The organism is Roseisolibacter agri, assembly GCF_030159095.1.
GTDB classification, from domain to species: Bacteria; Gemmatimonadota; Gemmatimonadetes; order Gemmatimonadales; family Gemmatimonadaceae; genus Roseisolibacter; species Roseisolibacter agri.
This window is the reverse complement of sequence record NZ_BRXS01000002.1, coordinates 448,363-460,765: the sequence shown is the minus strand read 5'-3', so window position 1 is coordinate 460,765 and position 12,403 is coordinate 448,363. Positions and strand designations below refer to the sequence as shown.

Here is a 12,403-nt window from a genome sequence, read left to right as displayed (position 1 = left end):
TCCGGCGCGCGCCTCCCGGGGCCTCGGGCACGACGATGCGATCAGCGCAGCACGTCGTGCAGCGGACGGCGCGGCGTCGTGCGCCCCTCGGGCGCGTAGCCGAAGCGCAGCACGAGCTGCGGCACCGCGGCGTCGCCGGGCGACGCGGGATCGTCGGCCGCCCGCAGCAGCGCGGGCACCTCGAGCGGCTGGTTCATGAAGGACGCGGCGACGCCGGACGCGCACGCGGCGAGGAGCACGCGTCCCAGCGCCTGACCGGCCACCAGCCAGTCGCGCGGCGCGTCGCCGACGGTCGCCAGCACGGCCATCACCGGCGCGCACTCCACGCGCGTGCGGTCGGCGGGGGCGACGAGCGCCGCGAGCACGGCGCGCCGCGCGGGCGTCTCCACGGGCACGAGCCACGCGCCCTCCGCGGCGGCCGACGCCAGCAGCAGCGCCAGCACGTGCGGCGCCAGCGCGCGCTCCTCGTACGCGAGGCGGTCGGTGTGGCGGCGCACGATGGCGTCGGCGAGCACGCGGTCCGCCTTCGACGGCACGTGCGGCGCGCCGAGCCGCACGCGCGCCAGCAGGTCGCGATCTCGGGGGTCGGGGAGCAGCGCGACCTCGCCCGCGTGGCCCGCGGCGCGGTCAGCGCGCGGCGGCGAAGACGTACGTGCGGCGCTCCAGTGCGCGGTCGGCGACGGCGCGCGTGATGTCGGTCGTCGTGACGATGCCGAGCAGGCGGTCGGCGTCGACCACGAGCACGCGGTGGACGTCGGCGGTGCGCAGGCGCGCGGCCGCGGTGACGGCGTCGGCGTCCGGCGGCAGCGCCACCACGCGGCGCGTCATCACCTCGGCCACGGTGTGCCGGTCGAGCGGGCTCGGGCCGTCGGGCGCGTCGTCCGGCGCGACGTCCAGCTCCGCGTGCTCGACGAGCGACGCCATCCAGCGCGCGGGCGACTCGCCGCCGCCGCCGGGCTCGATCCACTCGTCGGCGTCGTCCATCGGCGGCTCCTGTGGCTCGTCGGTCGCCGCGGCGGCGAAGGCGAGGATGTCGGTAGCCGAGACGACGCCGAGGAGGCGCGAGCCCTCGACGACCGGCACGCCGCCGATGTGGCGCGTCGCCAGCAGCTCGGCCGCCTCGCGCAGCGTCGTGGTCGGGCCGACCGTGAGGACGTCCCTCGTCATGATGTCTCGCAGGCGCAGCATGGGGCCTCCATTGGTGAGCGCGGCGGCGTGCACGCGGCAGCGGGATCGCGCCGTCGTTCGCGAAGGTAGGCCCGCCGCGGCGGCGCCCACCATCGGGCGCTCGCGGACAGCACGTCGGGCGAAGCTCGCGCGCCGCTCGCGCGACGCTCGCGGACGTTCGCACGCGTCGGGGATTCGCCGACGGGCGCCGCGCGCGTCCCCGGCGTCGCTCGCGGGCGCGCCCCGACTCCGAGCGCCACGCGATGCGCCCAGCTTCCGCGGTGAGATCACGCGTTCACCACGGAGAGGAACGATGCGCGACACGCGCGACAGGCTCACCGCACTCGCGGTCGGCATGCTGACGGCCGCCACGCTCGCCGCGCAGCCGGTCGCGACGCCCTCGGCGGCGGCGCACGACGGGCTGCCGTTCGGCGTGGGCGAGCGGCTGGTGTACGGCACGCGCGTCGCGCGCTTCGGCGAGATCGGCCAGGGCACGATGTGGATCGAGGGACCCGCGGACGTGCGCGGGCAGCCCACGTATCGCCTGCACTTCGACTTCGACGCGAAGGTCGGGCTGGTCCGCGTGACGAACCGGACCGAGTCGTGGCTGGACGCGCATGACCCGCGCCGCCTGCGCGCGCTGCGCTTCCACAAGCACGAGCGCCAGCCGCTGTCGAAGCACGACCAGCGCGTGGAGCTCCATCCCGACGAGCGGCGCTGGGACGCCGCCGACGGGAGCGCGGGCACGACGTCCACCGACGCGCCGCTCGACGAGCTGTCGTACCTGTACTTCATCCGCACGCTGCCGCTCGTCATCGACAGCACGTACCGCTTCGACCGCCACTTCGAGGCGGAGCGCAACCCGACGACGGTGCGCGCGGTGGGCCGCGAGCCCGTGGTGACGCCGGCCGGCACCTTCCAGACGCTGCTGGTCGAGATGCGCGTGCGCGACGCGCGTCGCTACAAGGGCGACGGCGTCCTCTGGATCAACCTGACGGACGACGCGTGCCGGATCCCGGTGCGGATCCAGAGCCGCATGCCGCTGGTGGGCGCGGCGGTGCTGACGCTCCGGTCGTACACGCACGGTTCGGCGGCGCCCTGACGGCCCGCGGCACGCGCACCGCGGCGCGCAGGGGAATCGCCGACACGCGACGTCGCATCTCCCCCGAAAAGCCGCGCGCACTCCCCGACTTCGGCGGCGGCCCGGGTGCCCGAAGTTGAGTCCAGAGAGCGGCACGCCACGACCGCCGCCACACGGATCGCAGCAATCGCAGCAGCCGCAGCACTGGCAACACCTCGCACCACCCTCGCTCCGGAGCCCGACCATGCGCAGACACTCGCTCGGCGCCCTCACCGCCCTCCTGCTGGCCCCGGCCGGCGCATGGACGCCCACCGACGCCCCGCTCACCCTGCAGCCCGAGAGCCGGCTGTGGGTCGACGGCACCTCCACCGTCCGCAGCTTCAAGTGCCGCGCGGTCGTGGTCGAAGCCGACATCGCCTCCGCGCCGGGCGCGCCGAACCCGGTGGGCGCGGTGCTCGCCGGCGAGAAGGTGGTGCGGAGCGTCGAGCTCCGCGTCCCCGCGGCGCGCATGGACTGCGGCAACGGCACGATGAACGAGCACATGCTGAAGGCGCTCAAGGCGAAGGAGCACGGCCTGATCACCTTCCGCGTCGCCAGCTACGAGGTCGACAAGACGGGCGACGGCGTGCGCGGCACGCTCACCGGCACGCTGACGCTGGGCGGCGTGCAGAAGTCGATCAGCGTCGCCGCCACGGGCCGCGGCGCGGCCGACGGGACGCTCCGCATCGCGGGCGTGCACGAGCTGAAGATGACCGACTATGGTCTCAAGCCGCCGACGCTGATGCTCGGCACGATGAAGGTCGGCGACGTCGTGAAGGTGGGCTTCGACCTGGTGCTCCGGGGCGAGCCCCGCGTCGCGACGACCGAGTGACCGCCGCGTGACCATCGAATGACGTACGTCTCCTCCGTCTTCTCTCTCCTGTCGGAATCCACCATGCGCACTCCCACCAGACTCCTGCTCCTCGGCGCCGCGCTCGCGAGCGCGCCCCTGGCCGCGCAGGAGACGACGGTCGCCTCGGCGACCACGGGCACGAAGGACACGACGACCACGACGACCGCCGACTCGGCGAAGGCGAAGACGCCGGAGAAGAAGGAGGCGACGGGGATCAGCGTCGTGCCGACGATCGAGATCCAGCACATCCGCGCGAACGACCAGCGCGGGATCAACGTCTTCGAGGCGCCGAAGAACGACAAGGTCGAGTACGCGGGGTTCAAGCTCTCCTTCGGCGCCGCGTTCACGCAGCAGTTCCAGGGCCTCGGCCACGAGAACACGGCCGCGCCGAAGATGGTCGCGGGCGCCACGGCCGGCGCGCCGCAGACGAACGCGAACCAGCTGATCCAGATCGGCCACGGCTTCAACAACGCGGTCGCCAACCTGTACGTGAACGCGCAGCTGGCGAAGGGCATCCGCGTCTCGATGACGAGCTACCTGTCGGCGCGCCACCACAACGAGACGTGGGTGAAGGACGGCTACCTGCAGATCGACGACAGCCCGCTCGACGTCGCGCCGCTCGTGACGCTGATGCAGTACACGACCGTGAAGGCGGGGCACTTCGAGATCAACTACGGCGACGGCCACTTCCGCCGCACCGACAACGGGAACTCGATGTACAACCCGCTGGTCGGCAACTACATCCTGGACGCCTTCACGACGCAGGTGGGCGGCGAGGTGTACCTGCGCGGGCGCGGCCTGCTGGACGGCGCGTTCGTGATGGGCGGCATGACGAACGGCGAGGTGCGCGGCACGATCCTCAACCCGACGAAGCGCTCGCCCGCGTACCTGACGAAGGTCGGCATCGACCGGCAGCTGTCGAAGGACCTGCGGGTGCGGCTCACGGGCTCGAGCTTCGCGCAGGCGCGGAGCGCGAACCAGACGCTCTACAGCGGCGACCGCGCGGGCTCGCGCTACTACGACGTGCTGGAGAACACGACGTCCACGGAGACGGCGAACCACACGTCGGGCGCGCTCAACCCGGGGATGAACGAGCTGCACGCGCTGGCGGTGAACCCGTTCGTGAAGTTCCGCGGGCTGGAGCTCTTCGGCCAGCTCGAGCGGGCGCGCGGCAAGGCGGTGACGGAGACGGCGCGGCGCGACCTGACGCAGACGGTGGTCGAGGGCACGTACCGCCTCTTCCACGACCGGCTCTACGCGAGCGCCCGGTACAACGGCGTGAGCGGCCGGCTGGCGGGGATGGCGAACGACGTCTCGGTGGACCGGACGCAGTTCGGCGGCGGATGGTTCATCAACCCGCTGATCGTCCTCAAGGCGGAGTGGGTGAACCAGCAGTACGACGACTTCCCGCCGACGGACATCCGCAACGGCGGCAAGTTCCGGGGCTTCGTGGTCGAGGGCGGCGTCGCCTTCTGATCCTTCCAGCATCACCTCCCGGCATGGAGCGGGGCGCCCAGGCGGCGCCCCGCTTCGCGCACGTAAGCTGGGCAGCGCGCCGGACCCCCATTGGCATTTGGGGGGCTACGGATGCTCCGGATGAGACGGATGCTCCGGATCGCTCCACGCGGCGGTGACGTCCCGTGCGCCGGTGCAGAGGAGATCCGAACGATCCGTCTCATCCGAAGCATCCGTATCCAGACGCGTAGTGCGTGCAGGCCAAGCGCGACGTCGGGCGCCGAGGGCACGGAGCCACACGCAGCACGCAGCACGCAGCACGCACCCACTCGCGCGCCCACACCGATGCACTCCATCATGTCCGATCAACACGCATCGCGCGCATCGCTCGCGGTCCGCGGCGGCGCGCTCGCGCTGTTGTGGCTCGCGGGGAGCGTCGCGCTGTCGTTCCCGGCCAGCCTCCTGGCCACCGAGGCGGCGACGCGCGTGGGGCTCGGCGTCAGCCCGACCATCTTCCGCGTCGTGACGCTGATGTGTGCCGCGGCGGGCGGCGCGCTGTGGGGACGCATGGTGGCGCGCGTCACGGGTGCGCGCGCGACGCGCGTGGCCGCGCACGCGGGGCTCGGCTTCGGCCTCTCCACCGTGACGGCCGTGATGGCGCTCACCGGCATCGAGACCGCGCTGCTGGCGCACGCGCAGGCCGGCGGCGCGGTGCCGATGCACCTCGCGTTCGCGGCGCTCTTCCCCGCCGCCACCGGCCTCGTCGTGCTGGCGACCGTGCTCGCCGCAGGGCTCGGCGCCCGCGTGGCTAGGGGGCGCGCGCTGCGCGTCGCGGGGCGGTGCGCGCTCGCGGCGACGGCCGTGTTCCTCACCCTCGTCGTCGCGATGGACGCGGCCGGGTGGCGCGTGGGCGCCCCGGACGCGGAGGCGCGCTTCACGATGGTCGTCGTGACCATCGCGGGGCTGCTGCTGGCGACGGCCGTCGCGGGCGCGCTGGCGCTGCCGCTGCTTCGGCGCGCTGGACCCGAACGACAGCTGCAGCAAGGATGAAAGTCCGAGAAGATCGGATGACGACGGATGGCGCCGGCGGAGTGCGAGATCCCTCGCCACCACGCAGAACCATCCGCTCCTGTCAGACCCTATCCGATCTTCAGCCTTGCAATGCCGTTCGTCGCTCGCGTGCCGCGCGTCACGCCGCCGCGTCGTCGGGCAGGAAGGTGACCAGCGTCTGCCCGCGCCCGTGCTTCACGCGGAGCGCCACGTCGCGGCCGTCCACGCCGGTGAGCACCGCCACCGCGCGCACGTCGCCCATCGCGCGCGTCAGGCGGCACGTGCGGTCGTCGGCGTCGTCCAGCACCAGCTCCGCGCGGCGCGCGCGCGGATCGTAGCCCGCGCGTACCAGCGTCGCGCCGCGCGCCAGCAGCCGCGTGCCGCTCGGCGCCTCGTCCACCTCGACCGTCGCGGGGCGGCCCGCGTTGCGGCGCCAGAAGCCGTCGAGCGCGAGGCGCCACTCGGTCTCGTCCAGCGCGTCGCGGGCGGCCGCCGCGCCGGCGGTGCGCGGCACCGGGCACACCAGCACCGACGCGCGTGGCATCGTCGCGGTCGCACGGCGCGCCACCTCGCCCGAGACGCTGCCCAGCCGGCGGCGCGGGACGCAGTCGTCGCCGCGCGTGCCGGCGGCCACCAGGTCGGCGCCCACGAGCGCGGCGTACGTCAGCAGCTCCTCGGCCGCGTCGCCCACGAGCGTCGCCGTCCCGATCGTGACGTCGCGGCGGCCGGCGCACACGGCGCCCCCGCCCTCCACCACCCGGCCGTCGCGCGCGATGGGCGCCGCGCCGCCCTGCTGCAGCGCCGCGACCAGGCGGCGGAACAGCTCCGCGATCTGCGCCGTGCAGAGCGCGTCCCACGACTCGCCCGCCGGGCCCACGAACTCGAGGCGCTCCTTCACGTGGACCAGCGACAGCGTGCCGCCGGGCGCCAGCAGCCGGCACGCGAGCTCCGCGGCGTGCACGCTGGCGGGGCCGAAGTCGAGCGCGACGACCGCGCGCGTGAACGCGCCGTCGGCGTCCGCGCCCACCGCGAGCACCGGCGCCGCACCGCTGCCCGCCACCGCGAGCGCGCGCTCCGTCCCCAGCGGGCGCACGCTGCGGTCGCTCCACCCGGCGCCGACCAGCACGAGCGCCGCGTCCTGCGCGGCGCGCGCGATGGTGGCCGTGGGCGCGCCCTGCACCGCCTCGACGGGCCACGCGGCCTCGCCGCCGACGCTCTCGCGCACCCGGCGGCGCATGACGGCGCGCACGGTCGCCAGGCGGTCGCGCTCGTGGCGGTCGGCGACCGGCAGCGCGCCGTCCGCGCCGTCCGGCGTCGAGGGCTCCAGCGCCGCCAGCACGCGCACCGGCACGCGCAGCCGCGCCGACACCGCGGCGGCGACCTGCATGGCCGGGCGCACGTCCTCGCGGCCGTCGGCGGCGACGAGCAGCGCGCCGGCGGCGCGCTCGGGCGCGACGGGCGTGGGGAGGGTGGCGAGGGGGGTGGGGATCACGGCGGCGGACATCGGGGCCTCGGCGGAGTGGCGTACGGGGCGAAGGTTACAGATTCCCCGGGGCTCCCGGTGTCGGGTCAATCGCCCGCGCGATGCCGGTGATTCGCCGCATCGCGCGTCCGCGCATCAGGCGCGTCCGGTGACGTCGGGTCCCACCGCGTCGGCCACGGGGCCGGCCGTCGACCAGCCCAGGGCGGCCCACGCGGGGCAGAAGCCGGCGAGGCCGGTCGCCAGCGGCAGGATGCCCAGCCAGCCCCACCACGCGGGCGGGTCCTGGAGGATGCCGAGCGCGAACAGCGCGACGCCGACGACGATGCGGATGGCGCGCTCCATGGTGCCGAGGTTGACGTGCTCCATACGTCCTCCGACGTCCGGGCCGGCGAGCGGGCCGGAGTGGCCTGCCCTGCGCCACGATGCGACGCGGGCGGAAGGCGCGAAGTCGGGCGACTGCACCGCACGGCGTCCGGCGGATTCCCGACGCGCACGCCGGGTCCGCCGGGTCCGCCGGGTCCGCGCCCTACGGCGCGGGAGACGCCTCCGACGGTCCGCGGCCGTCGCCGGTGTCCGGCCCCGGATGCAGCGCACGCTCGGCCGTCAGCCAGTCGTCGAGGTCGGAGCCGGGCGAGCGGCCGCGCGCCTCGTACAGCTCGTAGGCGCGCGCACGGATGACGTCGACGCTCGGGGTGGCGGCGTGCGTGGAGGGCGTGTCGGGCGCCGCGGTGGGCGCCGCGGTGGGCGCGGCCGTGGGCGTGGCGTCGGCGGGTCGGGTGCGCGACCTGCCGGTCCGGGGGCGCGGAGGCTTCATCGAGTTCCTCGGGCTGGTGCGGGCGTCGTCGTGGCGTGCGTCGCCCCATGACTCGCGCGTCCGGCGTCCAGACGCGGTGACCGGCGTCGCACTCGCGGTGACGCGCAGCGCGGGCGGACGCTGCTGACGTTTCCTGCCGGATGCGAGCTGAGGCGCGCTGGACCCGAACAGCATTTGCAAGGATGAGATCTGACAAGATCTGACAACGACGGATGGCTCCATGCGGGTGCGAGGTACGTCGCGCGACACGGAGCCATCCGTCGTTATCGGACTCTATCCGATCTTCATCCTTGCAAGTGCAGTTCGCCGTTCGGGTCCGGCGCGCTGCTCCGTGCGCTAACTTCGGCGCATGCAGGTACGCATCGTTCAGCTCCGCTCGCGGAACCCCGTCGTCGCCGCGCTCGTGCTCGTCGTCGTGCTGGCGCTGCTGGCCGCGGTGCTCGCCGTCGGGGTCACGCTGCTCGCCGGTGCGGCCGTCGTGGGCGGCGCGGCGCTGCTCGCGCGGCGCGTGCTGCGCGGCCGCGCGCTGCCGCCGGTCGATGCGCCACGCGGCGCGTTCGCGCGCGAGGTGTTCGTCCGCGATCCGGCACGCGAGGTCTTCGCACGCGACGGCGGGCCGGACGACGCGCGCGTGTCCGGCGCGCCCGAGCGCCGCCTGCCGCCCGGCCCCGTGGGCTGATCGCGGCTCATCGTCCGCTCACCGCGCGCCTCACCGCGCGCCTCACGTCGGCCGCGGGAAGACGCGCACCAGCCGCATCGCCGCGTACGGCCACGCGCGCACGAGGTCCGACACCGTCGCCGGCGTGCCGACGGGCGCCGTCGTGAACGGATCCACGTTCGAGCCGACGAGCCCGAGGAAGAGCACGCGGTGGCCCGCCGCCACCGTCGACAGGTCGACGTCGATCGGCACCGCGCGCGGCAGCCGCGCGTCGAGCGTCGCGTTCAGCCGGTGGATCGCCACACCCGCGCCGGGACCGCCGAGGATCCACCCCGCGGGCGTCGCCATGGGAGTGCCGGTGAGCAGGCTCGCCGCGTACGCCGGCAGGGTCCCGATCGCGCTCGCCAGCAGCGCCGTCGCACTTGGCCCCGAGCGCCAGAGCAGCGTCACGAACGCGTCGTTCGCGTTCAGCGGGCGCGTGTCGCGGTGGTGGATCAGCACGTCCACCGTGCACCGCTCGCTGAACACCTCCCAGACGTCGCCGACGTCGCGCCGCGGCACCACGCTCTCCATCAGGTCCACCTCCGTCGCCAGCGCGTCGAGCGCCGCCGGCGACTGCCACGGCGCGCGGTAGACCGCGAGCGGATCGGTCGCCGTCGTGCTCACCGCGCCCGACGCGTCCAGCCGCGTGCCGCCGACGACCGCGTTCCACAGCGCCTGGTCGATGAAGCGGCCCGCGGACAGCCCGAGCTTCGCGCGGTGCAGCTCGATCAGGTCCCCGAGCTGGTCGCTGAACACGCCGTCGGCGGGGAGGCTGGGATAGTGCCAGCGGAACGCCGTCTGGAACGTCCACAGCTGGTAGTGCGGGACGCTGCCGCCGAAGATCTTCCCCGAGGATCCCAGCTGCCACGCGGGCGCCGCGACCGGATTCGCGCGCGGGCGCACGACGATGTCGGGGCTCGCGTGCACGACGTGCGGCGTCGCGCCGGGCGCGCGGCGCGCGTTGGCCATCGGCGTCGGGAAGACGCGGCGGTCGTCGCGCGCATGCACGCGCACGTACGTCTGCTGCACCTCGTCGGCGTCGAGGCGCACCTCCCACAGGCCGCGCGACTGCACCGCCGCGCGCAGCAGCCGCGGCGCGCCGGCGGCGCCCGCCGGATCGGTCCACAGCGCGAGGTCCTGCACCGTCGCCTGCGGCAGCCCGTTGACGAAGGGCGACCAGAGATGACCGGTGGGCGCCGCGCGCAGCCCCTTCCACACGCCCGTCACCGTGCCGACGTAGACGTCGGTCGTCGCCGCGGGATCCACGACGACCGCGTACGCCGGATCGAGCGGCCCCACCGGCACCGGCGGCGTGCCCGGCCCGTCGAGCGCCTGCCGCAGTCCCGTCGGGTGCAGCGTGTTGGTGGCCTGCTCGTAGAACCAGCACGTGTCCTCGCGCGCCGCCGCCGACGCGGTGACGTTGCCGACGCACGTGACGTAGAAGTCCTGCGTGCCCGCGATCGGCCAGATGTCGGTCATCAGGTTCGACGCCAGCGTCGGACCGCCGGCGGCGCCGGGCACCAGCACCGTCGACGTCCACACGTTCGTCGTCGGGTTCTCGACGTGGCGCACGATGCCGCTGGCGTAGAGCGCGAGCAGCTCGGTCGGCGACACCCAGCGCAGCTGCACCACGGGTCCCATCGCCGGCACCGGCACGCCGACGGCCTGCTGCGCCACCGGATCGGTGCCGAGCGGGTTCGCGTCGACGACGGTGCCGGCCGCCTGGGGGATGACGCCCCACGTGTTGAACGCGCCGCCGACGTCGTCGCTCAGCCAGACGCGGTTGGTGCCGATCGCGATGCGTCCCTGCGTCGCCGACGCGCGCACGGCCGCGGGGCCGGAGTAGAAGCTCGACACGCCCGACTCGCGGCCGCGCGCGTACGAGCCGCCCGCGACGCGGTTCAGCGGATCGCGGAAGCCCGCGGTGGGCCGTCCGAGCCACACGCCGCCGAGGTACTGCGCGACGAGGTAGTCGGTACGCACGGGGTGGAACGTCAGCCCGCCGCCGTCGCCCACCAGCACCTCCTCCCACACGGTGTCGCCGGTGCGCACCTGCGTGCCGTTGTCCTGCGCGCCCATCGCGACGTAGTGGGCGGAGCCCGGATGGTGCGCGATGTAGCCGGGCTCCAGCGTCGCCAGCCCGACGGCGCGCGCGGCGAAGGTGTTGACGCGCCCACCCAGCGCCGAGCAGAACACGCCGCCGTCGCAGCCGACCCACACCTGCACGCGATCCGGCGGCGTGCCGGGCGGGCGCACGAGGCGGATCACGTGCATGTCCGCGTGCACGTTGTTGCCGATCAGCCCCGCGACGTCGGCGCCCGCCTGCGGCGACGCCGCGGTCGTCGGCACGCCGACCTGCGAGATGCCGGGCGCCGCGTTCAGCGCCGGCCCCGCGCCGACGTCGAAGCACCAGAGCGACGCCGACCACTCCGCCGTCCCGAACGGCTTCACGGTGCTGCCGCCGAAGAAGACGCGGTCCGTCCCTGCGGCGTCGAGCACCGCGACGCACTGGTCGTAGTCGATCTGCGTGCCCCACAGGTTCGCGGGCACGCCGGCGACGACCGTCGCCGCCGGTGCGGCGATGGTGACGTCCGCCACCTGCCAGAGCGTCGGCGTCTGCGTGCCCGCCACCGTGCGCTCGCCGAGCACGTACACGCGCGTGCCGATCGGGCCGGCGATGCTCATGCGGCCGCGGTTGAACAGCGGCGACGGCGTGAGCCCCGTGATCCAGCGCCACCCGCCCGCGGCGCCGAGCGTGTCGCTGATGGCGACGCCGCGCCCGTACACCGCGACGACGAGGCGCCCGTTCGCGCCGCCGGGGAGCCAGAGCACGTCGGTGGCCGTCGCGACGCCGCCCACGAAGGTGTCGAGCCCCGCGAGCTTCGCCCACGCCCACTGCGCGTTGCCGCCCACCATCGCGCGCGTGCCCAGGAACAGCCCACCGCTGGTCGCGGCGACGACGCGGTCGGCATCGGCGCCGGTGGCCTTGCCGGGCACGCTCGCGGGATGCCGCGCCATGCGGAACACGCCGAGCCCCTCGAGCTGCGCGATGCCCGCCTCGGGCTCCCACACCGCGGCGCCGACGGCCGCGGTGCCGGGCGCCGCGGCGGCCAGGATGCCCACGCCGCCCTGCTTCGACGTCGAGCGCACGGGCAGGTTCGACAGCGTCCACGGGATCGTCTCGCCGGTGCCGACCAGCAGGTAGTCGTCGGCGGGCGTGGCGCCGAAGTGCGCGAGCAGGCAGCCGCACGTCTTCGCGTTGTTGTTGCCGCCCGCGCGCGCGGCGCGATCGGACCAGCCGCCGACGGGCGACCAGCTGGCGCCCGCGTCGTCGCTGTACCACACGCCGCCCTTCGCGCTCGCGGCGTACGCGCGCCGGCCGTCGGCGCTGAGCTGCACGTCGCGGATGCGGCCCGTGACGCGCGGCCGTCCCTCCGCCTGCCCGCGCCGCACGACGGACGGGCCGATGGGCACCCAGCGCTTCACGTCGCTGCCGGGGAGCGCGCTCGCGATGTCGTCGCCCGCACCTTCTTCATCGGCGGCCAGCCGCCTCGCCATCGCCTCGCTCAGCGCGCGCTCGTCGAACACGCCGGCGCGCTCGGCGAGGAACGCGGCGCGCTGCAGCGCGCGGCCGCGGCGCTGCGCCTTGCGGCTCGCGCGCTGCGCCACCGCGCGCTGCACCGCGGCATCCTCCACCGCCGCCAGCGCTTCGTCGGGCACGGCGTCGCGCGAGCGCGCGGATCGCTTCCTCGTCGTCGTCT

The 12,403-nt window shown here is 74.9% G+C and carries 11 protein-coding genes; 5 read left to right on the top strand and 6 right to left on the bottom strand.

Going from position 1 to position 12,403, the window contains the following annotated elements:
• Window positions 1-41: 41 nt before the first annotated feature.
• Window positions 42-557: a hypothetical protein gene (locus tag rosag_RS06895; RefSeq protein ID WP_284349324.1), complete on the bottom strand. Its 516-nt coding sequence runs from the start codon at window positions 555-557 to the stop codon at window positions 42-44.
• A gap of 70 nt (window positions 558-627) precedes the next feature.
• A complete protein-coding gene (locus rosag_RS06890) occupies window positions 628-1,188 on the bottom strand; it encodes a CBS domain-containing protein (RefSeq protein ID WP_284349323.1) in 561 nt (186 codons plus the stop codon).
• A 292-nt stretch (window positions 1,189-1,480) separates the two neighbouring features.
• On the opposite strand from rosag_RS06890, the gene rosag_RS06885 reads away from it, so the two are divergent.
• From rosag_RS06885 to rosag_RS06870, 4 genes are all read left to right on the top strand, one after another.
• Window positions 1,481-2,269, top strand: a complete 789-nt coding sequence (locus tag rosag_RS06885) for a DUF3108 domain-containing protein (RefSeq protein ID WP_284349322.1) — start codon at window positions 1,481-1,483, stop codon at window positions 2,267-2,269.
• Between the two features lie 223 nt (window positions 2,270-2,492).
• Entirely contained in the window at window positions 2,493-3,119 is a 627-nt protein-coding gene (locus rosag_RS06880; RefSeq protein ID WP_284349321.1) for a YceI family protein, read from the top strand.
• A 63-nt stretch (window positions 3,120-3,182) separates the two neighbouring features.
• Window positions 3,183-4,616, top strand: a complete 1,434-nt coding sequence (locus tag rosag_RS06875; RefSeq protein WP_284349320.1) for a hypothetical protein — start codon at window positions 3,183-3,185, stop codon at window positions 4,614-4,616.
• 336 nt (window positions 4,617-4,952) lie between these two features.
• On the top strand, window positions 4,953-5,645 hold the full coding sequence (locus rosag_RS06870; protein ID WP_284349319.1) for a hypothetical protein: 693 nt from the start codon (window positions 4,953-4,955) through the stop codon (window positions 5,643-5,645).
• A gap of 139 nt (window positions 5,646-5,784) precedes the next feature.
• Here the strand turns inward: rosag_RS06870 and rosag_RS06865 are convergent, their stop codons facing one another.
• From rosag_RS06865 to rosag_RS06855, 3 genes are all read right to left on the bottom strand, one after another.
• Window positions 5,785-7,149, bottom strand: coding sequence for a universal stress protein (locus rosag_RS06865; protein WP_284349318.1), 1,365 nt, complete (start codon window positions 7,147-7,149; stop codon window positions 5,785-5,787).
• Between the two features lie 114 nt (window positions 7,150-7,263).
• The gene (locus rosag_RS06860) at window positions 7,264-7,494 is read right to left on the bottom strand and encodes a YgaP family membrane protein (RefSeq protein WP_284349317.1); all 231 of its coding nucleotides are present in this window, start codon (window positions 7,492-7,494) and stop codon (window positions 7,264-7,266) included.
• 160 nt (window positions 7,495-7,654) lie between these two features.
• Window positions 7,655-7,942, bottom strand: coding sequence for a DUF2934 domain-containing protein (locus tag rosag_RS06855; RefSeq protein ID WP_284349316.1), 288 nt, complete (start codon window positions 7,940-7,942; stop codon window positions 7,655-7,657).
• A gap of 349 nt (window positions 7,943-8,291) precedes the next feature.
• Between rosag_RS06855 and rosag_RS06850 the strand changes: the two genes are divergently transcribed.
• Entirely contained in the window at window positions 8,292-8,621 is a 330-nt protein-coding gene (locus tag rosag_RS06850; RefSeq protein ID WP_284349315.1) for a hypothetical protein, read from the top strand.
• Window positions 8,622-8,663: 42 nt separating this feature from the next.
• Here the strand turns inward: rosag_RS06850 and rosag_RS06845 are convergent, their stop codons facing one another.
• The gene (locus rosag_RS06845; protein WP_284349314.1) at window positions 8,664-12,362 is read right to left on the bottom strand and encodes a cell envelope integrity protein TolA; all 3,699 of its coding nucleotides are present in this window, start codon (window positions 12,360-12,362) and stop codon (window positions 8,664-8,666) included.
• Between the last annotated feature and the right edge of the window lie 41 nt (window positions 12,363-12,403).